This is a genomic window from Rheinheimera tangshanensis (assembly GCF_014645135.1).
GTDB lineage: Bacteria > Pseudomonadota > Gammaproteobacteria > Enterobacterales > Alteromonadaceae > Pararheinheimera > Pararheinheimera tangshanensis.
In genome coordinates this window covers 61,022-85,959 of sequence record NZ_BMLH01000001.1, presented here as the reverse complement: position 1 = coordinate 85,959, position 24,938 = coordinate 61,022, and the positions used below count along the sequence as shown (strand labels likewise).

16 protein-coding genes are annotated in these 24,938 nt (G+C 47.3%); 7 read left to right on the top strand and 9 right to left on the bottom strand.

The features are described 5' to 3' along the window. Positions 1-62 precede the first annotated feature (62 nt). Genes thiC through IEW88_RS00320 form a run of 6 tightly spaced genes read left to right on the top strand, consistent with a single transcriptional unit; the run spans position 63 to position 6,365 of the window. Positions 63-2,000 (top strand): phosphomethylpyrimidine synthase ThiC, encoded by a 1,938-nt coding sequence (gene thiC / locus IEW88_RS00345; RefSeq protein ID WP_147903176.1) that lies wholly within the window; start codon positions 63-65, stop codon positions 1,998-2,000. Beyond that, positions 1,997-3,079 (top strand): FAD-dependent oxidoreductase, encoded by a 1,083-nt coding sequence (locus IEW88_RS00340; protein WP_147903177.1) that lies wholly within the window; start codon positions 1,997-1,999, stop codon positions 3,077-3,079. Before thiC ends, IEW88_RS00340 begins: the two co-directional genes overlap by 4 nt. Further along, positions 3,072-3,284 carry a sulfur carrier protein ThiS gene (gene thiS / locus IEW88_RS00335; protein WP_147903178.1) on the top strand — a complete coding sequence of 71 codons (213 nt, stop codon included), beginning with the start codon at positions 3,072-3,074 and terminating at the stop codon, positions 3,282-3,284. Before IEW88_RS00340 ends, thiS begins: the two co-directional genes overlap by 8 nt. Before the next feature lie 2 nt (positions 3,285-3,286). Continuing rightward, complete coding sequence (locus tag IEW88_RS00330; protein ID WP_147903179.1) at positions 3,287-4,081, top strand: thiazole synthase; 795 nt, start codon at positions 3,287-3,289, stop codon at positions 4,079-4,081. Further along, positions 4,078-5,634, top strand: coding sequence for a thiamine phosphate synthase (thiE, locus tag IEW88_RS00325; RefSeq protein WP_147903180.1), 1,557 nt, complete (start codon positions 4,078-4,080; stop codon positions 5,632-5,634). The genes IEW88_RS00330 and thiE overlap by 4 nt, the downstream gene beginning before the upstream one ends. Beyond that, complete coding sequence (locus IEW88_RS00320; protein ID WP_185148532.1) at positions 5,619-6,365, top strand: HesA/MoeB/ThiF family protein; 747 nt, start codon at positions 5,619-5,621, stop codon at positions 6,363-6,365. Before thiE ends, IEW88_RS00320 begins: the two co-directional genes overlap by 16 nt. 70 nt (positions 6,366-6,435) lie before the next feature. Here IEW88_RS00320 and IEW88_RS00315 read toward each other — a convergent pair whose 3' ends face one another. Then, complete coding sequence (locus tag IEW88_RS00315) at positions 6,436-7,221, bottom strand: SDR family NAD(P)-dependent oxidoreductase (RefSeq protein ID WP_147903182.1); 786 nt, start codon at positions 7,219-7,221, stop codon at positions 6,436-6,438. Positions 7,222-7,437: 216 nt separating this feature from the next. On the opposite strand from IEW88_RS00315, the gene IEW88_RS00310 reads away from it, so the two are divergent. Continuing rightward, positions 7,438-8,397: a GlxA family transcriptional regulator gene (locus IEW88_RS00310; protein ID WP_147903183.1), complete on the top strand. Its 960-nt coding sequence runs from the start codon at positions 7,438-7,440 to the stop codon at positions 8,395-8,397. A gap of 72 nt (positions 8,398-8,469) precedes the next feature. Here IEW88_RS00310 and IEW88_RS00305 read toward each other — a convergent pair whose 3' ends face one another. The 8 genes from IEW88_RS00305 to IEW88_RS00270 form a co-directional block, all read right to left on the bottom strand. Further along, a complete protein-coding gene (locus IEW88_RS00305) occupies positions 8,470-10,014 on the bottom strand; it encodes a methyl-accepting chemotaxis protein (RefSeq protein ID WP_147903184.1) in 1,545 nt (514 codons plus the stop codon). A 162-nt stretch (positions 10,015-10,176) separates the two neighbouring features. Next, positions 10,177-10,572, bottom strand: a complete 396-nt coding sequence (locus IEW88_RS00300; protein WP_147903185.1) for a rhodanese-like domain-containing protein — start codon at positions 10,570-10,572, stop codon at positions 10,177-10,179. A gap of 362 nt (positions 10,573-10,934) precedes the next feature. Beyond that, positions 10,935-11,324, bottom strand: coding sequence for a hypothetical protein (locus IEW88_RS00295; RefSeq protein ID WP_147903186.1), 390 nt, complete (start codon positions 11,322-11,324; stop codon positions 10,935-10,937). Then, entirely contained in the window at positions 11,317-12,459 is a 1,143-nt protein-coding gene (locus IEW88_RS00290; RefSeq protein ID WP_188713501.1) for an RHS repeat domain-containing protein, read from the bottom strand. Before IEW88_RS00290 ends, IEW88_RS00295 begins: the two co-directional genes overlap by 8 nt. A 531-nt stretch (positions 12,460-12,990) precedes the next feature. Continuing rightward, on the bottom strand, positions 12,991-13,281 hold the full coding sequence (locus IEW88_RS00285; protein WP_147905576.1) for a hypothetical protein: 291 nt from the start codon (positions 13,279-13,281) through the stop codon (positions 12,991-12,993). A gap of 5 nt (positions 13,282-13,286) precedes the next feature. Further along, on the bottom strand, positions 13,287-22,466 hold the full coding sequence (locus IEW88_RS00280; RefSeq protein WP_188713500.1) for a SpvB/TcaC N-terminal domain-containing protein: 9,180 nt from the start codon (positions 22,464-22,466) through the stop codon (positions 13,287-13,289). 312 nt (positions 22,467-22,778) lie between these two features. Then, positions 22,779-23,828, bottom strand: coding sequence for a hypothetical protein (locus tag IEW88_RS00275; protein ID WP_147905445.1), 1,050 nt, complete (start codon positions 23,826-23,828; stop codon positions 22,779-22,781). Further along, the gene (locus IEW88_RS00270) at positions 23,828-24,883 is read right to left on the bottom strand and encodes a hypothetical protein (protein WP_147905444.1); all 1,056 of its coding nucleotides are present in this window, start codon (positions 24,881-24,883) and stop codon (positions 23,828-23,830) included. The genes IEW88_RS00275 and IEW88_RS00270 overlap by 1 nt, the downstream gene beginning before the upstream one ends. Positions 24,884-24,938: the final 55 nt, after the last annotated feature.

Sequence of the window (24,938 nt, the reverse complement as noted above, 5' to 3'; positions counted from 1 at the left end):
TGTCCACGCTTTTCCCAAGCTCTGTTGAAAATTAACTATTTAATTATTTCATCGGAGTTTATATGTCAGAAAATCAAAACCGTCGTGCCACCCGCGCTGCCGCCGAACAATTTATTCAGCAGTTTCAGGGCCAGCCTTATCCCGCCAGCCGCAAGGTCTATATCGAAGGTGAATTGCCGGGCGTGAAAGTCGGCATGCGAGAAATTGAACTGCAACCCAGCTTAATTGGCGGTACCAAAGACAATCCTTTATTTGCACCCAATGCACCGGTTCGGGTCTACGACACTTCAGGCCCTTATTCCTGTCCTGATGCTCAAATTGATATCCGCAAAGGTTTGCCAGCCCTTCGTACCGACTGGATAAAACAGCGTGGCGATACGGAGCTGGTGACGGACTTTGGCTCTGTCTACAGCAAAGAGCAGTGGCTGGATGAAAGCCTGCAAAGTTTAAGATTTGAGTCTTTAACAGAAAGACGCAAAGCCAAAGCTGGTGTGGCAGTGACTCAACTGGCGTATGCCCGTCGTGGCATTATTACGCCGGAAATGGAATACGTGGCGATACGGGAAAACTTAAGCCGCGCTAATATGGCCGCAGCCACTGAAGCCCGAACTCAGCATCCGGGCCAGAGTTTTGGTGCTAACCTACCTAAGCAAATTACCGCCGAATTTGTCCGGCAGGAAATAGCGGCAGGTCGCGCCATTTTACCGGCCAATATCAATCATCCTGAAATTGAACCTATGATTATTGGCCGTAACTTTCTGGTGAAAGTGAACGCCAATATCGGCAATTCAGCCGTAAGTTCGTCCATCGAAGAAGAAGTGGAAAAGCTATTGTGGGCTACGCGCTGGGGCGCTGATACTGTGATGGATTTATCCACTGGCCGTTATATTCACCAAACCCGCGAATGGATTATCCGCAACAGCCCAGTGCCTATTGGTACTGTGCCTTTGTATCAGGCGCTGGAAAAAGTCGGTGGCATAGCCGAAGACTTAAGCTGGGAATTATTCCGCGACACCTTAATTGAGCAGGCCGAACAAGGGGTGGATTATTTTACTATTCACGCCGGAGTACGCTTAGCTTATGTGCCAATGACAGCTAAACGCGTGACCGGCATAGTGTCCCGTGGCGGTTCTATTATGGCCAAATGGTGCCTGGCGCATCACAAAGAAAACTTTTTATATCAACACTTTGACGCTATCTGCGACATTATGCGCGCTTACGATATCAGCTTTAGTTTGGGTGATGGCCTGCGCCCTGGCTCTATTGCCGATGCTAATGACGAAGCACAATTTGCCGAGCTGAAAACCTTAGGCGAACTGACCCACCGCGCCTGGGCCAAAGAGGTGCAGGTGATGGTGGAAGGCCCCGGCCATGTGCCTATGCAGCTGATCCGTGAAAATATGCAGTTGCAGCTGGAGTACTGCGCCGAAGCGCCTTTTTATACCTTAGGCCCACTAACCACAGACATAGCACCGGGTTACGATCATCTGACGTCCGCCATAGGTGCTGCTCAGATTGGCTGGTATGGCTGCGCCATGCTGTGTTATGTCACACCCAAGGAGCATTTGGGTTTACCTGATAAAAACGATGTGAAAGAAGGCATGATTGCCTACAAAATTGCCGCCCACGCTGCCGATTTAGCCAAAGGCCATCCTGGTGCACAAATTCGCGATGATGCGTTATCCAAAGCCCGTTTTGAGTTCCGCTGGCAGGATCAGTTTAATTTAAGTTTAGACCCCGAACGTGCCCGCTCTTATCACGATCAAACTCTGCCACAGGAATCCGGCAAAGTAGCGCACTTTTGCTCTATGTGTGGCCCTAAGTTTTGTTCGATGAAAATCAGTCAGGATGTGCGCGACTACGCAGCCAGTATTGAAGTAAAGCAGTTGGATGCAGCACAACAGCAGGCAGAAATGCAGAAAAAGGCGCAGCAGTTCCGTCAGTCGGGTGCAGAGTTGTATCACGGCTCTGATTCACAGCTGGAGGAACCACAGCTATGAATCAGTCGCTGCTTATTCTGGGCGGCGGTTTAATGGGACGTTTATGCGCTTTGGCTTTGTCCGAACCCGGACTCTGGCCAAAGCCAGCCCATATACGCCTGCTGGAAATGGGGAGTTTTAGCCCTTCCCAAGAGCTGTATCAACCCAAAGCTGCTTTTGCTGCTGCCGCTATGTTATCGCCTTTGGCTGAGTCTGTGCTTTTAGAGCAAGATTTAGTGGAGATGGGCTATCGCAGTATGCAGCTGTGGCAACAGTTGCAACAGCAACTGCCGGATTTTGGCCTGCAACACCAAGGGGCTTTGCTGCTGGCCCACCCACAGCAACAGCATTTGTTAGTACATTTAGTTGGTCAAATTAAAGCCCAGCCAGACTATCAACCCAAATGGCTGACAAAAACCGAACTGACAAGGCTTGAGCCTTCGCTGGCCGGGCGTTTTCAGTATGGTTGTTATTTGCCAGGCGAAGGTCAGCTGGATAATCAGGCTTTTTTACAACATTCCCTGCAGCTATTGCAGCAAAGAGGTATGTCGCTGGAGCCTCATTCTATTGCCGAATTTAAAGGTGACGAGCTGTGGTGTAATGCCAAGTTAGCAACCGCTGATTTGGTGATTGATTGCCGTGGTTTAGGCGCTCAAACAGAGTTGTCCCAACTTAGGCCAGTGCGCGGTGAAGTACTGCGGGTCAAAGCTCCAGCAGTGCAATTAAGCCGCCCTGTGCGGTTATTCCATCCCCGTTATGCGCTTTATATAGCACCCAAAGGCGAGGGTATTTTTGTGGTCGGCGCTACAGAGCTGGAATCGGCCGATCAATCCGGCCCTTCGGTGCGTTCTACTCTGGAACTGCTTTCGGCTTTGTATTCAGTCGACCCTGCTTTTGCTGATGCTGAAATTTTAACTGTACAGGCTTCGGCCCGCCCTGCTTTGCCAGATAACAGACCTGCTATTTCCCATCAGCACGGCCTGATTCGAATCAATGGCTTATACCGTCACGGTTATTTATTAGGCCCGGCTTTGGCTGAACAAGTGGCCCAGCTGGCTTTGCTGCAGTTTAGCGAAACTAAGGAACTGTGTTATGGCTGAGCATATGAAAACAGAGCTAAACATCTGGCTGAATGGCAAAACCGAAACCTTAAACTCCAACCAATTAAGCCACCTATTGCCGCGTTTTAAAGCCCCTTTTGCTGTGGCATTAAATGGCTGCTTTATTGCGGCGAATCAGTATCCAAACACAGTGCTTAAAGCCGGTGATCAGCTGGATATTGTCAGCCCTATAGCCGGAGGTTAAGCATGCAATCCGAATTTAACATTTACGGCCAAACCCTTAGCAGCAGGCTGATTTTAGGCAGCGCCTTGTATCCAAACCCGGCTTTGATGCAACAAGCCCTGCAACAAAGTGGTTGTGAAGCTGTGACTTTAAGCCTGCGCCGTCAAGCGCCTGAACAACAAGGCGGCGAGCAGTTCTGGCAATTGATCCGCGATTTAAAACTGAAGCTGTTGCCCAATACCGCAGGTTGCCATTCAGTGCAACAAGCTTTGACCTTAGCGCAGATGTCGCGGGAAATTTTCCAGACTAACTGGATAAAACTGGAGCTGATAGGAGATGACTACAACCTGCAGCCCGACCCCATTTTATTGCTACAAGCGGCCGAACAACTGCTGGCGGATGGTTTTGAGGTATTGCCTTATTGCACTGACGATTTGGTGCTTTGCAAAAGACTGTATGAACTCGGCTGCAAAGTGTTGATGCCCTGGGCTGCGCCTATAGGTTCGGGCTTAGGTGTGCTCAACCCTTATGCACTGCGGACTTTACGAGAGCGTTTACCGGACGCCACTTTAATAGTAGATGCAGGTTTAGGTGTACCCAGTCACGCCTGTCAGGTGATGGAAATGGGTTTTGATGGCGTATTGTTAAATTCTGCGGTGGCTTTGGCCAAAGATCCTGTATTGATGGCTCAGGCTTTTTCTCAGGCTGTATCCGCAGGCCGCTCTGCATTTGTAGCGGGTGCTATGCCGAAACAGGACTTTGCCAGCCCTTCTACACCTGTGCTTGGTATGCCGTTTTGGTTGCAGGAGGCGCCATGACTTATTCAGTAAATCGAGCACATCAAAGCACTGTGATTTGGAGTATCGCGGGGTCAGACAATAGCGCAGGCGCTGGTATTCAGGCCGACTTAAAAACTATTCAAAGTTTTTCTAGGCCAGAACAGCCTTTGCATCTATGTACTTTAATCACCGCCATTACCGCCCAGCATAGCACCGCAGTCGATGCCTGCATGGCAGTCTCTGTTGATTTGCTTCAACAACAAGCTTTGGCTTTACTAAAAGATGCGCAACCTGCTGTCATTAAAATTGGTTTGCTGGTGAATAAGCTACAGGTGCTGTGGCTGACTGATCTTTTACAACAGCTCAGAAAAAACGAACCTGACTTACTGGTGATTTACGACCCTGTCGCCATTAGCAGTTCTGGCTCAACAATGGCAGAAGCCGATTTATATCAGGCGGTGATGCAGCATTTATTGCCACAGATTGACGTGCTGACGCCTAACCTGCCGGAGTTGGACGCTTTAGCTCAAAACTCCGATATGAAACAGGCTGTTGAGCTGCTGTTCAAAGCTGGCGTAAAAACAGTACTGGTTAAAGGTGGTCATCAACAGGCAACAGCTTGCACCGATCAGCTTTTTATTAGTGCAGATTTTCGTTACCGCGGTTATCCGGCTTATACCAATAAAGTCAGCCTGCGCAGCCCACGCCAACCACATCATTTGAACCACGGCACAGGCTGTAGTTTTAGTAGTGCTTTGGCAGCAGCTTTGGCTTTAGGTTATGCACTGGAAGATGCTTTTGTAGTGGCTAAAACTTATATCAATCAGGGCTTAAGCCAGCCAGTTGCTGTCACTGAAAATCACGGTACTTTAGGCCATTGGGGGTTTCCACGTAATCCAAATTATTTACCAGAGCTGCTGACTGAGCATCTCCAGCCACAGGCCAAAGCCTTTGCTCCTTTAAAAGCTGCTTTAGGTTTGTATGTGATAGTGCCTTCAGTCACAGAGTTAAAAAGAGCCTTAGCAGCCGGAGTAAAAACCCTGCAACTACGGATAAAAAATACAGATCAGCAGCTACGCCAACAGATCAAAGAAGCAATTCAGCTTTGTCATCAGCCTGATATTCAGCTGTTTATTAACGATCACTGGCAGCTGGCGCTGGAACTTGGTGCTTATGGTGTGCATTTAGGTCAGGAAGATATCAACAGCGCCAACTTAGCAGCTTTGCAACAAGCGGGACTGCGGTTGGGTGTATCCAGCCATGGTTTTTATAAGCTGCTACGGGCACAACAACTTCAGCCCAGTTATCTGGCGATAGGTGCCATTTTTGCCACCCAAACCAAAGAGATGGGCGGCAAGTTACAGGGCTTGTATAAGCTTAATCGCTATCCTGCCCTATTCCCAAAGATTCCGTTGGTGGCTATTGGTGGCATCAATGAAAGCAATGCCAAAGCTGTGTTGGCGACGGACATCAGGCACTTAGCTGTGGTACAGGGATTTGCTCAAGCCACAGAGCCAAAACTATGGGTGCAACAGATGCAACAGTTAATCAGCGAGGCCCAACTGGAGCAAAAGCCATGCTCAGTGATTTAGAATTTATCCGTTATAGCCGCCAACTGATGTTGCCGGATTTTGGCGAAGCAGCTCAGCTGAAACTAAAACAAACTAAGGTACTGCTGATAGGTTGTGGTGGTTTAGGCCATGCCGCCAGCCAGTATCTGGTGTCTTCGGGAATAGGCCAACTGACGTTGGTTGACGGCGATAAAGTGGAGTTATCCAATCTGCAGCGGCAACTATTATTTCGCGACAGCGACAGAGGCTTTAACAAAGCCAAAATGGCGGCGCGCCAGCTTAAACAGCTCAATCCTTATGTACAGCTAAGCGCTGTAGAACAGCATTTTGGCGCTGACAATGCTGCAACTTTATTGGCAAATACTGACTGGGTATTAGACTGCACCGATAATTTCCTAAGCCGGAAGCTCATCAATAAACTCTGCCAACAGCATCAAATCAGCCTGATTAGTGCCGCCGCTATAGCCCAGCAAGGCCAGTTAATGCTTTGGCCTTTTGCGCATAACCCAAGCCCCTGTTACAGCTGTTTATTCCCGAATTTAACCGATCAATCCGGTAATTGCAGCAGCTTAGGCGTATTAGCGCCTTTGCCTGGGATCATAGGCGCTATGCAAGCTATGTTACTCATTCAACAAATTATTCAGCCAGACCGTCAGGCAAAATTCTGGCAATTTGAGGGGGTGGGGTTCCGGTTCGTTGCTTATGATATGCCAGTTCAAGGTTGCCGCTGTCTGGTTGAAAAAACAACCTGAAATAGGGTTTTTGGCAAATTAAAACCACAGCATTAAGGCTGTGGCTTTAACAAACCTCTTTACCAATCAATTATTTAACCTGGTAACGAGCGCCTGGTTTTGTATGGCCGAACCGTTGTGATAATGCTTTACGGGCAGCCTCAAACGCATCCCATTCAGCGCCATCCTGTAATGGTGGGATAGTGATCACTTCACCTGCATCCAGGCCAGCCAGAGCTGCATCCACCATATCCGCTGTGTTCATCACAATTTCAGCAGGCAAATGCTCATGCGGCAGGCCTGCCACACCCCAGAAATCTGTCGCTGTGGCACCTGGCAATACCGCCTGAATTCGAATGCCCTGCGAAGCAAGTTCATGCTGCAGTGACTGAGTCAGTGCCAGCACATAAGCTTTGGTTGCGCCATACACTCCATTCAGAATTTCCGGCCCCACAGCCACTATAGAAGCGATATTAATTAAAGTCCCGCTGCCTTGTTTGACGAAAGCAGGTACTGCGGCATAGGTCAGGCGGGTTAAAGCTGTGACATTGATATCAATCATGCTGACCATATCTTTGATGTCGCTTTGCAGTAAAGGCGCTACAGCACCAAAACCTGCGTTATTCACCAGCACTTCAATACCACCTTTAGCCAGCACAGCTTCCACTTGAGCTGATTGTGCCGGGTTAGCTAAATCAGCCTGGATCAGTTGCACAGTGCGACCAGTTTCGCTGCGTATTGACGATGCCACAGCCTCCAGACGTTCTTTGTTGCGGGCCACCAGGACGAGGTCATAACCACGACGGGCTAAGCGATCTGCATATACAGCACCTATGCCAGATGAAGCGCCAGTAATCAAAGCAGTTTTAGTGTTCATGTTATTTTCCTTGAGTAGGTGTTGAAGACAGGTTCATTGTGGCAGAACAGAAAATAAGATAAATGACACAAAAAACGCATTTAAGGACATAACCCACCACTGAGGAAAAGTAAGAGAAATAAACTTAAAACAGCTGGAAAAAGCCTTGCAAATTACAAATAATGCGCAACATAAATTTATACTTTATCAATCATTACCCACCTTTAAGGACATTGGATGAATAAGCGTATCGGGCTCATTGTTTATGATGATTTCCAAATTCTCGATTTGGCCGCACTGACCGTTTTTGAATTCGCCAATAGCATGCAGCAAAAAATCCAGTACCAGTTTGCGTCTTTGTCCCTGGACGGTGGCCCAGTCAGAAGTTCGACCGGGGTGGTTATCGAGACTCAAGCCATAGGCTTTGGTAGCTATGACACTCTGATCATTGCAGGCGCTTTACTGATCCCAAAAGCAATGCCGGCTTTAGAAGCAAAGTTAAAAGAAGCGGCCTCTGACACAAAACGTATTGCCAGTATTTGTAGTGGCGCTTTTGTGTTGGCGAACTCAGGTTTATTGGATGGCAAAAGAGCCACCACCCACTGGGCCTGGGGCCGGGATTTGCAGCAGCAACATCCCGCAGTTTTGGTGGATGAAGATAAAATTTATGTCAAAGATGGTCAGGTCTGGACATCAGCCGGAGCCACCGCCTGTATCGACTTAGCTCTGGCTTTAGTAGAGGCCGACTTAGGTGCTGAAGTCACAAAAAGCATAGCGCGCCTGATGGTAGTGCATCATAGAAGGACCGGTGGGCAGTCGCAGTTTTCAGCAATGGCAGAACTGGAACCCAGTTCAGACAGAGTCAGAGACGCGCTTAAATTTGCCAAAGAGAACCTGCAAAAAGATTTAACAGTGGAGGATTTAGCTGAACATGTGCACTGGAGTCCACGTCATTTTAGCAGGGTCTTTCACAACCAAACCGGCATAGCACCGGCCAAAGCTATAGAAAAACTAAGGCTGGAAGCGGCCCAATCCTTGATAGAACAAGGTCATTCCTCCATCAGCCGTATTGCAACTCTGACAGGTTTTGGCGACGAAGAACGGATGCGCCGCGCTTTTTTACGCACCTACGGCCAATCCCCCAAAGCCTTTGTGCATTTAGCAAGATTACAGCAGGATAATGTGTATTTATCCTGAGCTTATCATCACATCAATGATGAAACTGATCGGGGCCAACAATCAATAAAGGGTAGCGTTGCTATGCTCTGATCACACCCTTTTAAAGCCGATCCTAAATCCACCCCAATGCCGCCCTTTGACCATGATAGGCACCGACAAATCATGCAGAATTTCACCTGTGTCACGTTTATAGGTTTGCAGCAGCATAGGCTGGGTATTGCTGCCACAGCGGCTACCAGTGCGGTCGCTAAAGACACGTTTAGTACGGTTTTGCAGTAAATCTTTTTCGTAGTTGCCTGTTAACGCCTGACTGTATTTCTTGTTATGCGTCGGGAAATAGCCCTTGCGATCGACACCGCCAGCGTACAACACATTGCTGTGACGCTCCAAAATAGGTTCCTGAATTAAAGGGAAAAACTGGTCGGTAAAGCTATCGTAAGCGGTATGAAATTTTTGCGGATTGGTGTTGGCTATAGCCTGATATTGTTCGGCAAATAATTGTTGCTCTGTCAGCTTGCCATCACTCAGCGCTTTTTCAAATAAAGTAGCTATTGCAGCGGCTGCTTGCTGCGCTTCTTTCAGTACAGGGTTAAAGAAACTTTGCTCGGTAACAGTGCTGAGTTCACGGTAAATACTTTCAGTTTCTACCGATAACTCAATAGCTTGCTCTGCTACTGTGCTGCCTTTATGTTCTATCGCTGACAAAGCTTTATTAATACTCTGAATCGACTGGCCTAGTTGCTGGCTGGTGTTTTCTAACCCGGTACTAACCTGCTCTATTTGCTCCAACGCAGCCGATACCTGGCCCACCTCTGTATTAATACCGTTAAAACCTGCGGCCACAGATTGTAATTCCTGCTGCACGTCACCACTTAACTGCACCAGCTGCGTCATGACGCCCGCTGTTTGTTCACTTTGACTGCGAATATCAGCCAGCATTTTTGCAATGTCTTTGGTTGCTTCTGAGGTTTTGCCCGCTAAAGCCCGCACTTCATCTGCGACTACAGCAAAACCACGGCCTTGTTCACCAGCCCGCGCCGCTTCAATAGCGGCGTTTAACGCCAATAAGTTAGTTTGATTAGCAACACCAGTGATCACTTCAGTAATACGCTGGATATCGTCGGCACTGCCTTTGAGTTGCTCCAGCCTTGCGGCTGCATCACTGACTGCGTTAGCTAACTGGTTGATGTTATCAACACTTTTTTGCAAACGCTGATCAGCTGCACTGCAGGCGTTAGCGGTATGAGTGATGCTATGGCTGATTTGCTGTAGATTATCTGTGAGTTGACCACTGGTATCAGTTAAGCCTGTCGCCGCGTTGCCAATCTGGCTGCAGTCGTCACCGCTGTGTTTGATATCTTTAATTAAACCATCGATATAAAAAGAAACTTCTGCTGCCCCTATCGCCATTTTTGAGGTGGCTTCGGTAATGTGATGAGCGCTATCGGCCAGCGCGTTGGATTCTTGTACAGGCTCTGCTACTGGCTGTCTGCGAGCGGACCACAACAGAAAACCACCTACAGCCAATATATTGAACAGCACTAACAGCCAGCTATTAAAATCCAACCACAGGTACAAGACCTGGGCTACCAGCCAGAGCACAACAAACACCACTGCAGCACGAACATTTTCCATAACGACTTCCCATTCGACAAAGGCAACATGGCAGAAGAAAAACTATAGAATTCACAACTCTACAGCATTTTGGTTTTTGCAGTGTTTCTGTTATGCAAGCAACTGTCAAACCATCCACAAGGGAATGCGACTAAAGTCTAGGTCGCTTTGGTCTATATGCTGTTATTGCCGGACTGGAAAACCGCAATCCGTCCAGGCTTGCATACCACCAGCTATGGAGTATAAATCACGAAAGCCCATACGCTGCAGAGACTCCACTGCCAAAGCGGAACGAGCGCCAGAGCGGCAAATTAAATACAAAGGCTGAGCGGCTAATTCGGTCAAAGCCACGACCGCATCTTTATGCTCAGCAACAGCTGGATGCTGTGGCAACTGCATTTCCAACACGCCCCTGGGCATATTCACTGCAGTCGGAATATGACCTGTGGCAAATTCGGCAGGTTCACGCACATCAATAATTCGCACCTGACTGGTTTGTAATAAAGCAGCAAGTTGCTGTACTGTCAGTTCCTGAATTTTAGCTTTGGCTTCAGCCACCAGTTGGGCTCCGGTTTTCATAAAAGCAATCCTGTGTAGTGAGTTGGTTTTACTATAGACCGAAAGAAGCCGCAGGTGGAATCAGTCGCAACACAACGATTTGAAATGAATCGACCAGAATTTCTTAGACACTTTGCAGCCTTGTAGCCTGAGGACTAAAGAATATATATGTGCAGGCACCGGCCCAGATTGCCCGCTCTTCCGATTTGCCTTGATTGGTTCTACCGGTTTGGTCTGCTCACCCTGCTGGTGGTTTTGCTCGGTTTGGATAGAAAAAAGGACGCTGGGTTATGGGTGTCCTTTTTGTTTCTAATTACATCGGATATTACCTATCCCATAAAAATTTCTGCTTTCTTACTATCTAAAAATAACAACCAGTTATATCAATACAAATCCATAATCTCCACAGAAGCCAGAATACAGATAATAGAAACAGATGCATATATGATATGGGATACCCATAATACAGTTTTTTTATTTACCCCCACAAAGCCAGACTTTTTCATTAGAAACACATCAGAAACAATTTTTCTCGAAAAAAAAGTTAGCCCACAACTTAAGATAATCATAAATATTGGCATGTAACTCACTGTCCCCATAAATTCTTTACTCAAAAATATTGAAATGGGAAGCGTAAGCACTCCAAAAAAAACTCCGATTTGAGACATTGCCACATGATCGGAATACCTCCCCCATTTATCACCGGCAAGGAGGACCGTACCTATAACATACATCTTGAATAACTCACCTGGAAGTTTAAATAGACTAGTCATACTCTCTTCTCGTAACAATAAAGTTCATCATTTCTACTTTAAATTTGTTTGATTGTTCAGATAAGCCTTGAGGAGCGTTGATGACATCACGCTTTAAAGATATTGCTCCAGGAACACCTTTAGGAGCTGGATAATAAATATCCACAGCACCATAGCTTGCAGCCATAACAAAACCGGGTAATGACGAACTACCAACCCTTAACATTGTGAGATCTACAGCAATCTTCCCAACAAGTTCGTTACTTGTTATTAAGCTTTTTTCATAAGAAACATAAGCCGCCAGTGCTGAAATACCAAATCCACCATAACCTGCAACCTGAGACAAAACCCTTCCAGCCGAAGACAAATCTAGGGATATAGAACTAGCATTTGGTGCAAACGAAAACTTATAGTCTCCCATGGTATGCCCCATTGCCTGCAAAGCAAGAAATGCACCTTTTCCATGCGCCAAGTTCAAGCCTTTGGATGACTCCAGCACACCACCAGCCAATGAGGCAGCATAACTAATATCACCGCCATTTATTGAATCATGCCATCCAACAAACTGCCCAGCTAAGCCCAACGAGTCTGCACCACTACCACCTCCAAGTCCGTATGATTGATTAAAATAGTCAGACGCAGCTCCATTGGCTAGCGCATTCTCAAAAGCCTGATTTGACTGATTATTGATATCTACAGCCTGAGAACTCTGCTTAGCTACACGGCCTTGCGGGGCTTCGCCATTACAAGACGAACCACCATTACCACCACCTTGGAATGAGCCGCTAAACGTGACATTACCACCCACCCCAGTAATGTTGTCGCCGATAATATCTGACTTTTTAATTTCGCGGTCTATCCTACTGCCAGTTACACTGGCATACCCACTCGGATCTGTCCCCGCCAACGGGTTATTCATAATGTAAGAATAAGGGTTCAAGCTCTGTGAGTTACCTGGACTTTGAATTATCGGGTCAACAGAGAGGAACCTGCCGAGGTTGTAATCATATCCCCGGCCGTTCATATGAATAAGCTCTACTTCATCCAAATGACGATGCTCAGTAAAACCGTTACGGCTTAAACTCACGCTCTGCAGTCGTGCCGGGAACAGACTATTACCCTCTGTTGTCCTCGGTTTACCAAAGGCATCAAACATTCTGCGGTCCGTCACCTGCCCGTTGTGGTCGCTATAGGTTAACGTACTGCCTAAGCGGTCTTTATGCGTATAACGTATCTGGTGTTGGTTGGTCGCATCGTATTTAATAATAGCGATATCTTGCAGGTAGATACGCCACTCGCCGTTGCTTTCTTCTTCGTACAGCTTGTCTATTTCATAGGTGGTCGTGCCGTTGCGAACTTCTTTTAACCGCTCCAGCGTCGCTCCATAGCTAAGCTTTGCATACTACCTACCGCGTCACAACTGTAGCTGATGAGCTTTCTAGGCTACTTAAAATAGTAGGCAAAGAGCAAAAGCTGTCACAGTTTTTCCGCACTGGGCCATACTGCGCACCGTGCTGGTGATTTTGCTCAGTTTGGAGGCCATGGCCAGTGAGTACATCGCCGAACAACAGGCAGAGCCAGAAACCACGAAACAGGCCGAACAGTCCAACGACAACGAGTTGGCGGCTTAGGTCCAGACATAACAAAGCCCGCAAGTGCGGGCTTTGTTTTACTTAACTTAATTGCTTCATTCGATAACAAACTTCACTGGCAAAACAAAGAACATAACTATAGGCATTGCGATAGTGACCCAATAAAACAGGTCTAGCTTCGCTCTTCGAGATATAAAGAAGGCTATTAACCATGCAGAGATAGATATCCCCCCGTAAACCATGAACCACGCAAAAGCAAACGAACCAATTCCCTTTCCAGTAACAATGAACTCCCAACCAATAACTACAATCGCCAAAAAGTTCAGAGCACTAAAGCCAATCGCAAACCAATATAATGCTAAAGATATCTTATTTTTTAAGCACATTTTTCTCACCTCAATCCCGCATTATATAAGTCTCTAGCTAGATCCCTTCGTCGGGACTGACCATCAGCACCGCCATCGGCGTAATAAAAATGTCCCGTCCCAGTGACCTGCTGATAGAACAACTGAGGGGCTGATGTTACAACCCTAAATCCGCTCATACCGGCCCGAATGGGGTCACCTTGTGCAGCAAGATCCCGCACAATTACATTTCTGATTCCAGGGTTATCACGTAACGTCGCTAAGAAGGACGATGTGATAGGAGAGCCAATAAGAACAAGATTATCTACTGTACCGCCCAGCAACGTCCGAGTCATTGCGACGTGGGCAGCGACCAGTGAACCATAGGAATAACCAACCAAATTAAGCTGACCTTTTCCATCACCCTGTCCTTGGAATTTTTCTCTCATGGTCGCCAATTTGTCGCTAACATCAACCTCTTCATTTAAGGCAAGCACGCCCAGGAGAGCATCTGCCGCAGTTGTTCCTGACCACTCATCCCGGTTTACAGCATGCACATCAGATATTCCTGCTTCGCCAAAAGCAGAGACCATACCATCGATATAGTTACCATCCATCCCTGCGCCACCAAAGAAGTAAGTTCCATCGTGAGTTTTTTTACCCTCAGCTGCACCCAACTGATCAACAGCACCGCTGCCATTGCTTTGCCCCATCAAATCCGTAGTACTACCATTTGAGAATGAGGCAGAAACGCCCGTAATCTGCGCCCCATTGCCCAGCTTACCGGCTGCAAAGCTGGACACGTCACTGGCAAAATGACTGCTTCGGCTATTTAAGGAGGTACTTCCCAGTGTCTTTCCGGTATCACTGTCTTTTACATCAACCTTAACGCAGCTTTTTATGCGTGTTCCGGTTTCAGCTGCGCAATACCCCGTAGGGTCCGTCCCAGCCAGCGGATTATTCATAATGTATGAATAAGGGTTAAGACTTTGTGAGTTGCCTGGGCTTTGAATTATCGGGTCAACACTCAAGAACCTACCCAAATTGTAATCATACGCCCGACCGTTCATATGAATAAGCTCTACTTCATCCAAATGACGATGCTCAGTAAAACCGTTACGGCTTAAACTCACGCTCTGCAGTCGTGCCGGGAACAGACTATTACCCTCTGTTGTCCTCGGTTTACCAAAGGCATCAAACATTCTGCGGTCCGTCACCTGCCCGTTGTGGTCGCTATAGGTTAACGTACTGCCTAAGCGGTCTTTATGCGTATAACGTATCTGGTGTTGGTTGGTCGCATCGTATTTAATAATAGCGATGTCTTGCAGGTAGATACGCCACTCGCCGTTGCTTTCTTCTTCGTACAGCTTGTCTATTTCATAGGTGGTCGTGCCGTTGCGAACTTCTTTTAACCGCTCCAGCTTCGCTCCATAGCTAAAACTGAACCTGTTGCCCCCTCGGGTTATCTGACTCGGCTGTTTAAAGCTGGTGTAGCTAATCGTTAATCCATCTCCTGCTATCAGGTTACCCTGATTATCGTAACTGAAGTTCACCGTGCTGTTATTCAGCTTCACCACCTGACGTACCGCGTTCGCTCCAGCATTGCCCCCTAAGCTTTTGTTCGCATTGCCGTAGTGATAGGTATGAGCGTAGTCTGTTTTGCTTTGCAGGTTACCTACCGCGTCATAGCTGTAGCTGATGGGTACTGTAAAGCCCATATTGCTGTAGGTACTATGAGTTAAACGGTGCAGCTCATCGTATTCGTAGCTTTCGCTCGCGCCTGTGACGTGGTTTTGTGCCTGGATAAGATTGCCATACTCGTCATACCGCTGGTACTCCACGTCATGTATCTGCATACCACCTGACGAGGCTATTAATCTCTCCACCCAGCCTGTTTCGCTGTTGTATTGGTTGTCTTCGTGTATGCCATTACCCAAACTGGCGCCAAGCCTGTTACCAAAAGCGTCCTGACTGGTTATTGTGCGATAGATGTAGCCACTGGACAGATTGCTGACCTGTTGCAAATAACCGCTTGGAGTGTAGCTGTATTGCACTGTCAATCCATTCGGATAGCGCAGACCTGTTGGTTGTCCAGTACTGTCATCGTAAAAGTGACGTGTTACAAAGCTCTTACCATCCAATGCCAGCATATTGCTAACAAGCTGGCCGCTGCCATTGTAGTCATAGGTGCGTGTTATGCCATTAGCTATTTCCTGATAAGGCATCCCTTTCAATATGGTATCGTAGCGAAAAATCGCTCTGTCTTTTACGCTACTGCCATCATAGCTGATACGCCCGGTCTGTCGCCCCAACTGGTCATAATCAAATCGGATGACAATACCGTTCGCATCGGTTTCTTGCTCCAACTCACCAAAACCGTTGTACTGGTAGCTGCTACTCCCTTGATTAGGGTCTGTTACCTGTAACTTTTGCCCCAATGCGTTATAGCTGGCAATCAACTGCACACCGTTGGCATCCTGCAGTAAGATTGGCAACCCCAAACCATTGTAACGGTAGTAAGTTACACCCCCTCTGGCATCTTCTGTATGCAACAGCTTATTCAGGCTGTTATAACTTCGGCTCATATGCAGGCTGCTGTTAGCGGTAATATCTGTAGTCAGGCCACTGTAGTCGTATTCAACACTCAGAGCTCCGGGCAGTTGCTTAGTGCCAGCGCGTCCTAACAGATCATAATCGGCGAACCGGGTTTCACCACGAGAGCTCCCTACCTGATAAGGCTCACTCTGAGATATGACTAAACCACGATTGTTATATTTAGTATCCTGATTAATCCACTCGCCGGAAAAACCTTTGCTACTTTTGCGCAGTACGCGACCTAGCTGATCATAATAGCTGCGCTGCTGTGGCACGCCAGTCTGACTAACTACCTGCATCCATAGTGCACCTGCGGGCGCATTATTGTCATGGGTAACACTGTCGTACCAGATGTGTTGTTTAGCCTGACCGGGGCGCTGTACACTAACTGGTCGACCAAAGGTATCGTACGCAGTATGAGTAGCCAGATTATTCGCATCAATTTCGCTGATTGGCTGACCTGTAGCACTATCAGTGTGCAGGTAGCTGACATGGTTTAATGGGTTCGTCAGTTTGAATGGGAAGTAGCCGTCACCTGCTTCTGTGGTGCCATTTTTGCTATAGCTGATTTTCTCTGTCCGATTCTGGTTACTCCACACACCATCAGCATTCATGATCTCTGCAGTACGGGTTACTGTAACAGGCAGACCATACGAATTAAAGCTGGTTACAGAACTCTGACTACGGCTATTGTCACTGCTGCTTATTACTACTTTCTGTGGGGCACCGGACAGATGCCAGTCGCTATACGTAGTCTTTACCCAGCTAGCATTATCCAGAGTAGCACTGTAGCTCAGTATCGTACCTTTTTGATCAACAGGAATACTATGCAGAGTTTGGCTTTGTAAACGATGCGGCCACCATGGGCTAACTTGCGGCATATAAATAGCTTCAGTTTCTGAGGCGTAGACTCCGCTGTCATCTGTTATGACCTTGCGGGTTAGCAGTACATTGCCAAAGGCATCAATATCGCTTACAAAGCTGCTCTCATGACTGTATTGCTGCTTGGTACGCAAATCATATTGATAGCTATCTGCTCCAGCCAGATACAAGCTGATAATAGTTCCTGCAGGACACTCCAGATCTGTTTCATCTGTTTTAGGTTGGTATCGGCTGCTACAGTTGCTGGAGCCCATAGCGTCGGCGTGTGCTATGTTCTGTTGCCAGTTAAATATCTGTATCGACAGCGCATTTGATAATTGTGTAGCTTCTGTTCCATCGTAGCCAAAAGCCGGATATACATCAGGGTAATCGACACCACTAAAAGTAAACTGACCACGCACCTGACCAGTAAATGGAAACTTCTGCCTAAAATCGGTATGACTGATAAGTCCGGTATTATTGTCTTCTGCAACAATGGCGCGGAACCCTCTGAACCCTCGGCCCTGAGTGTGGTACATAGCACCGCGATAAGCATACCGGGTACGGTTTACCCCCCCTACACCATCAGTTTTGCTGAACTGGGCCACGGCATACATACTGGAAGCAAAGTGAAAATGTTGCCCGTCTTCGACATAGCTACGGTCAGGTAAATAAAACGCTAATGCGGAATTATCAGCAGAAATATCTGCACTGTTCAGGTCTAACAAAGTGTTTCTAAGTGTCGCCTTGGCCGTGGAAAGTGGTAAATAATCCCATTGATGTACCACATTAAAGCCATCTTGCACCCTTTTTAATACATCAGGTTGGGCATAAGGAACTGCACCTGTAGCGCTACCACGATTGCGGTTAATATACACACCATACTGATGACCAAACTGAGACATAGCTCCACTGATAGAGTCGATATGGGTTTCAGGGAAGCGGGGACCGTATGCAAACACCATATCGGTTAAACCTTTCCCCAAGGCGTCGGTTACAAAGTTCTCTGTGGCAGACCCGTATATATCAGTAGGCGTTTGGGTGGCGCTAATCTGCCCAGAATCATCTATATGAAATTGAAGCGCGTTATAGCGGTATATACTGTCATCGAACCGATCCGTCGGCAAAGGCGATGTATTGAATGATTGTGTCGTCATTCTGACCGGCAGGTACATTTCATCACCACATACTTCTTTGTCCCGCACACCATTGTTGGTAGCTTCTCTCACTTGAGTACAAGCGGTGACAACACGTTGGCCAGGCATTAACAGTTCAGTTTTACCATCATTGTCAATATCCATAACCCGGAAACTGCTCAAATACTTGGGGTACACAGTGGTCGAAACTTCACCATCATCATTAGTGTTATATCGCCGTGTCGCCACAGTCACGCCCAGGTCAATTAATCCTGAAAACTCTCCGTCTCCTTGATTTAGTCTTAACTGCACAGTGAAGTTATTATCGGCCCAACCTAACCAATCTTGGAGACCATCACCGTTTATGTCGATAAAGTAACTAAAATATCTCGACATAGGCACATCGCCAAAAGGCACAAAAGTTTTAGGGTTAAACTGTATGGAGTTTAATGCAGAATAATTCAGCAGGAATTTTCTGACTAAAGGCAGGGGAGCTGCGTTGCCATCACTAAAGTTATAGGTTTGCGCTTCAACCAGATCCGGCAAACCATTTCCATCAATATCACCTAAGAACTGCACTGAGGACGTTTCAATACGCCGACTATTACGTAACTCTGTTTCATAGGTGTATAGCAACATCTTGTTAGCAGAGCTGTAGGGCATTGTGTTATTGCCAGAATGCCTGTAAAGCTCCAATATCGGATAGCCATTGTTATAACGGTAAATGATAAGGTCTTGCCAGCCATCACCATTGAAATCAGCAATATGCCTCACATGGTCCTGTTGATGGACATAAACTTGCTTACTTTGTAAGTTGATATCAGTGTTAAGTATCGTTTGTTGTATTGACGGCTGGGTCAACAACAGTTGTAACTTACCACCGCTCACCTCCCAACCATCAGTAAGACCGTTGTTGTCAAAGTCACCTTCTACACATTCCATTCTTAGTGTAAAAGGATTTTTCTGGCAGTTGTTTAGCTGAAAATTATGTCCATCAGTTATAGTTCCTTCAGCGGACACGAAATGGCTGGGCCAATCTCTGACTCCATCGCCATTAATGTCGCCATGCGGCACAAGCTTATCAATAGTACGGTGCTGCTGGTAAACAGCTTGATTGTCAAATGCAAGCTTTTCCAACACATATTGGACTGGCGCATCCTGCCAACTGAACTCAGTTGGTTTATAGCACTCAGCTGAAGAGCTACCACATTGTTGAATGGATTGAAGTAGGCTGCGGTTTGATGCTCCGCTCGCTTTATAGGTCAGCAAAAACTGCTTTGTAAGAGTGGTTTCAACATAAGTGCTGATCGATTTCAGACGCTGAGTCTGCATGAAAAGGCCAGCAGAAAGATACGACTGAATGACATCAGGTCTGCTTTCATAACTAAATCTAACAGAGCGATTCCCCTGTACTGTGGCCGAATCGCCCGTGTAATAAATACTGCTTAACAGCACCTCTCCGTTGCTCAGATTATTATAGTTGTAATGAATCGCATTTTTTCCGGTAGCATCCAGTACATAATTAAGCAGCCAACTGAATGCTTCATTACGGCCTTCATGGATCACTTTAGCTTGTTCAGATGTTGAACCAAAATACGCTGTACGACCATTTGGATAACTAACCTCAAAGTAGACACTGCTCTGTTCCAGGTTACCACCTAACTGTTTCACTAAAACGAATTGGTCTATTTCGGTACGGTATTGAGTGCCCGTCGCGCCATAGCGACCGCTCACTGCAACCAACCTCTGGCCATTCAGACATAAGCGGTCTGTAGCCTCATAATTGACGTTAGCCACAAAACCATCCTGAGCAACTGTCGCTGCGCAGCGAGATATAGCTTCTGAGCCTGCAAGGCTAAAACCAACGCCTACAACGCCATTGCTCTGCTGTGATTGATAGTTGATGCTGATCTGAGGCTGCATACCTGCACGACCCGGTGGCAGCGGTACACCAAGCTGATAGCTCGCCTGGCCACCGCTCACACCGACTTCAGCCTGAATGGCACCAATATTCGGTTGTAAGGGCATATAGGTATCATTGGTGGCATTAGTCTGATCTGGCTGTTCAAAAGAACTTTTTACCCAATCAGGCACAGCAAATACAGTGTGTGCCACCGGGCTGCTATAAGGCGAACAGGCCCAGGCGAAATCATTGCAGGCTTTGACAGCTATTTCCCAGTTACCCTCGGTAAGATTTGAGATATTCGCATATTCTGCGACAACATCTGACGTAGCAACTCGCCAATCGCCTCCATTCTGTCGTTTAAATATCTGAAAGTAGGTAGACTTATCATCAGCCGCCAGCCAACTTATCGTCAAAGCACCGTCACTTGACTCGGGTACTTGCAAATTAGTTGGAACCAGAGGTGGATTGCGCACTGATACACTGCTGACGGGAGAGTATTGACTACAAGCCCAGGTATAACCGTTACATACCTTTATTCTGAATTGCCATTGCCCATCTGTAAGAGTTAAAGATGTAGGTCCGCTGCCATTGTGATTCGCTCCAATTGCATTCCAACTGCCATTGTTGACACTACTTTCCAGTAATAAGTAATGATCCGACTCAGTCAACGTCTGCCAACTGATGTCCAACTCACCAAGAGAAGTAGGACTATGGATCGGCGCATCAGGAGTTGCCGGGATTTTGGCCACTGTGGTGATTGAGGAAACACTATACGGGCCACAACCTGAAAATCCATTCTCGTCATTACATGCCCTTACCCTGAACCTGTAATTTCCGTCCGAATTAATCGAAACAATATGGCTTGGCGAGATACCGTTATATACAGCTATCCAACTTCCCGCAGCTTCTTGCTGCTCCAGCTCATACCGATCAGTATTGCCACTGGCTTTTTTCCAGCTTAGGTTAAATAATCCGGATGTACTTGTTGCAGGAAATTCAGAAAACTCTCCAGGCATACTGGGAGCAAGAGCAACCACAGTATTGACGGAGGAGCTGTAATCACTGCAACTAGTAAAGCTTTGCACAGCATTACAAGCTCTGAGCCGGAAATAATAACGACCATCTTCGCTTACGCTAATGTTTGTGCTCAAAGCATTGCCACTGTAGACTCGGGCCCAGCTGCCATCGTTATGCCGCTGCTCCAGCTCGTAGCGAACAACATTGCCGCTGGCGCCTCCCCAACTAACGCTGAAACTTCCAGCCGCACTATTCTGCGGGACCGTAATACCGGCAGGTGCTGTAGGCTTAAGAGCAGCCAATACAACACCAGAAGTTCGATACCCACTGCACACTTCATTGCCCGCCAGGGTATTACATGCGCGCACCTGAAACAGGTAACTACCATCGGCTAAACCCGAAACGGCCGCAGTTCTCTCGGCTCCACTATAGACCTCCTGCCAAGCACCATTGCCTAACTGTTTCATTAACTGATAACGATGGACTGCTCCTGAGGCGATCCCCCAGGATACCGCCAGAGACCCTGTATTGGAGGTTGCGGGGACAGTAATAGAGTCGGGTTGACCAGGCGGATTCAGCACCTGGACGGCAAAGGCTTGGCCGTAGGACTGACAGTTATCTGTGCCTCCATCAATATGAATACAACCCTGCATCGTATAGGTATAGTTACCATCAGCACGGGTCAGTGTGACTGTCCTTCCGTCCAACATCGGACTGAACGTGGCGATCAATACGCCATTTTCTCTCAAATTGACATAATCTGAATGCCCAGGTGGGGCCCAGGTTACGCTGACAGTCCCACGTGATGTAGCAGCACCGGTAATATTCGGCATCTGTGACAGTGTCAGTGTTCTTGTTGCTGACCAGCCACTGCAACCACCAGCATTACACGCTCTGACCCGGAATGAATAGCTACCTAATGCGTAGCCTGACAAGGACACGGAAGTTTGATTTGCATTGAGTCTCCTCGTCCAGTTAGATCCTACCAATTCCTCCAGCTCATATCGCGTCGCTAAAGGTACCGCCCCCCAGCCAACTCCAAGTGCACCTGTGAAAGTAAATATACTTTGGGTAGACGATGACGTTATTACAGGTACCTCTGTTGGTGGATACACCACCTGAATCTCTGCGGTAGCGCTATACCCTGAGCAATTACCTCCATTACATGCTTTTACTCTGTACGAGTAATTTCCTGCTGCTTTTCCAGCGTAAGCTTTACTCTGCCCTGCAGAGTTCTGTACCTGCTGCCAACCATTCGCGTTTGCCTGTTCTTCCAGAATGTAGCTGGTCGTCCCTGCAACAGCATCCCAACTGACACTATAGCTTCCGGTATTGCTGAGTGATGGCACTGTGGGTTTAGCTGGAGGGGGGATAGTGACAGACACAACAACATTAATACTTGCCTGTTTGGTAGTTTCCTTCACCCACTCAGCAATCAAATTATTGTAATAGCGAACCGTGATCCATAATTCATATGTATAAGTGCCGCTGCTAAGACCAGTGACAACCACAGATGTTCCACTGCTTGCAACGACCCGTGTAGCAACACCACCTTTAAGCTCCCTAACTTGGAAACTTTGCACAGCTCCTGGGTTTTGCCACGCCAATGTAAAACTACCACTTGTATTGGTCGTCGTCGGATATTGGGTAAAACTAACGGCCTGAACGAGCAACGGAAAAACAAACAATAATGCCAATATGCAACGCAGCATGATTCATCCCTGAAAATTAACCAAGACTATGCCTCGAATAGAAGAGATTAATTTTATAATTCATTCACACTAATCACACAAGTGAATTAAATTAATTACACAAAAACTATAAAAAGGGACAATCTATTCAGATAGTAGAGCAACTTTTTATCCAATGATAAAAAAGACCTGCTTATCAACCTTGCAGTATTGCAGACAGGTTATGCAACCAATAACCCATTGTTTTTAAGCTATGTTCTTGTAGTTCACTTGAGGATCTTAGAATAACTGATAGACGATACACAACTCAAAGCAGTGGTAAGACGAACAACATCACTTTTCCCCAGCCATCTGCTTTAAAAACTCAAGGCGCTGTTTTTCCTCATCACTGAGCACAAAAGGCTCGTCACTCAATTGGTCAAAGTTAATGGCCTCCACCACAAAACCTGGCTCTTTGCTGTCACCGTATCTGGTCGCTTCAGCCGGCATGGCGGAGCGTAATTCCAGCACAAAGGTTCCGAGCCAATAGGGCCCGGCTTGTTGCTGTAATACCTGTTTAAAAGCTTTTAGATCCAAAATTGCAGAACCTTCAGTCAGCTTCCCTTCAGCGGTCAGCACCGCCAAAGGCTGTTTGTTTTCAGTAAATAAATTAGCTCTTAAGCGGTACATACCAGCTTTTTTCACATCAAGATTTACTGGGATCACTAAATCAGACCCACGCGAACTGCTGCTGCCAATGCCCGTGATAGTGGCCACCGGATAGCTGTAGTCCAGCCCTGTTTGTAATTGCTGAGTTTTGCCTTGCGCTTCAAATAGCACCACCAACTCCATAGCGCCATCCCAGTTTTCACTACCATCAAACTGATGCGGCCATTCGGTGGAGTCTGGCGTAGCGGTTAAATCGGCTTGCGCCAACACTTTGCCGCTTTGTTGCTCACGTAATTCGGCTTTCACCTGTTGTGGCGATAAACTTTCCATCACCAGGCTAAAGACGACCGGTTCGGGATACGTAAAGCGGTATTTGGGCAACACCAGACTGGCGCTCGCGCCCCCTTCCAGCGGCAAGGCCACTGTGTCGAAGTAATTCGGATTCAGCAGTTGATGATCAGCCGAAGTTAAAGGCCGCGAATAAGATGGGTAACTTAGATCTGCCGCATAAGCTTGCGATAACAGGCTAAAGCTTTGCTTTAACTCCTCCTGCTGATACTGATCAATTGGCACCGGAGCTACTGCCGGAACCACTGGCGTTTGTTGCGGCTCAGCCATAGCTTCAGGCTGTGGTTTATCCACCGCTACAGTAGCAGTTTCGTTTTTGGGCCAAAACCAAAAAGCCGCCAGTGCCAGCAGCACCAGCAGCAGAGTAAATAAAACTTTCTTTTGCATTAATCAGCGGCCTGACTGACTAAAGACGACATACTCTGGCGATCTGAGCCTGTCACTAACACATAGTTTGAAGCAAAAACCCACCAACCTCTTGATTGCTGATACGTTTGGAACTGCAAAGCCTCTGCATTTAAGTAAGTCGCTCTGGCGTTAGCAGCTGTCACTTCGCCATCGCGACTATCTTCAATCAGACCACTGTGGCTGTAATCATTGCCCATTAGCATAGGGTAGTGATACGGCATAAAGCCTTTCACGCCACTGCTCTGACTGGCCAGCTTGCCGTCAAAAGCCACGTTCGCACTGCAACTGGTAAAAGCACCAACAGCGGAAGCACCGCAGCTGGAATGACTGGCGACTACACCGTCGTCTGTGCCAGGTAAAAATGGCCCTGTGGCATTTAAGAAGTCAGAACCTGCACCGGCAAAACGTAAACGTGGCACGCGGCTGGTGGGGAAACTGGCCAACTGACGCGCTGTATTCACCCTTAAGTCGTTCAGTACCCCAATATTGGAAGGCGTTGGTATTTGACCTAACCACAAAGATAAAGCTGCGCGTAAAGCCGCATCTGTCCAACTTCCTCCTCCTGCTACATTGACGGCTAAATCAGCCAACTCCACTCCGCCACCAGCGCCAGCGAAGTCAAAACTGGCAATGATATTCAGCGGTTGTAAACCGGCGTTTTTAAGCCACAAAGCCTGATTGTCGATGATATAACGGGTCACTAAATCGCCAGTGGAGTGGCTGACAAAAATACAACCATTGTTACAGGAGCCAGAGCGGGACAGCTGTTGTAATTTAGGCCAGACATAATCAGTGGCAATTTTACCTGTTATACGTTCTTGCGAAGGCCAGTCGATACGCGCGTCAGCGCGGCTTAACCAAAAACCAGCCCAATAGTCAGCGCCATTGCTGGTGACATCTGCCCCTGTTGGTCGGTCAGCTAAATTCGCAGGCTGAAAACCATGCACCAGCACCACAGTATGACCATTTAACGCAGCAGAAAGAGGTAAGCTCAGCAGCGCCAAACCGGCAGCCGCCATTTTCAGTAGTTTCATTCGTTTGTCCTTGTTCTTGTCTTTGTGAATTTATTGTTTTATTTGCATCATTTCC

Bases quoted from the DNA above. Each gene is read 5' to 3' on its own strand.
- thiC (WP_147903176.1), top strand. From the start codon at position 63: ATGTCAGAAAATCAAAACCGTCGTGCCACCCGCGCTGCCGCCGAACAA.
- IEW88_RS00340 (WP_147903177.1), top strand. From the start codon at position 1,997: ATGAATCAGTCGCTGCTTATTCTGGGCGGCGGTTTAATGGGACGTTTA.
- thiS (WP_147903178.1), top strand. From the start codon at position 3,072: ATGGCTGAGCATATGAAAACAGAGCTAAACATCTGGCTGAATGGCAAA.
- IEW88_RS00330 (WP_147903179.1), top strand. From the start codon at position 3,287: ATGCAATCCGAATTTAACATTTACGGCCAAACCCTTAGCAGCAGGCTG.
- thiE (WP_147903180.1), top strand. From the start codon at position 4,078: ATGACTTATTCAGTAAATCGAGCACATCAAAGCACTGTGATTTGGAGT.
- IEW88_RS00320 (WP_185148532.1), top strand. From the start codon at position 5,619: ATGCTCAGTGATTTAGAATTTATCCGTTATAGCCGCCAACTGATGTTG.
- IEW88_RS00315 (WP_147903182.1), bottom strand. From the start codon at position 7,221: ATGAACACTAAAACTGCTTTGATTACTGGCGCTTCATCTGGCATAGGT.
- IEW88_RS00310 (WP_147903183.1), top strand. From the start codon at position 7,438: ATGAATAAGCGTATCGGGCTCATTGTTTATGATGATTTCCAAATTCTC.
- IEW88_RS00305 (WP_147903184.1), bottom strand. From the start codon at position 10,014: ATGGAAAATGTTCGTGCTGCAGTGGTGTTTGTTGTGCTCTGGCTGGTA.
- IEW88_RS00300 (WP_147903185.1), bottom strand. From the start codon at position 10,572: ATGAAAACCGGAGCCCAACTGGTGGCTGAAGCCAAAGCTAAAATTCAG.
- IEW88_RS00295 (WP_147903186.1), bottom strand. From the start codon at position 11,324: ATGACTAGTCTATTTAAACTTCCAGGTGAGTTATTCAAGATGTATGTT.
- IEW88_RS00290 (WP_188713501.1), bottom strand. From the start codon at position 12,459: ATGTTTGATGCCTTTGGTAAACCGAGGACAACAGAGGGTAATAGTCTG.
- IEW88_RS00285 (WP_147905576.1), bottom strand. From the start codon at position 13,281: ATGTGCTTAAAAAATAAGATATCTTTAGCATTATATTGGTTTGCGATT.
- IEW88_RS00280 (WP_188713500.1), bottom strand. From the start codon at position 22,466: ATGCTGCGTTGCATATTGGCATTATTGTTTGTTTTTCCGTTGCTCGTT.
- IEW88_RS00275 (WP_147905445.1), bottom strand. From the start codon at position 23,828: ATGCAAAAGAAAGTTTTATTTACTCTGCTGCTGGTGCTGCTGGCACTG.
- IEW88_RS00270 (WP_147905444.1), bottom strand. From the start codon at position 24,883: ATGAAACTACTGAAAATGGCGGCTGCCGGTTTGGCGCTGCTGAGCTTA.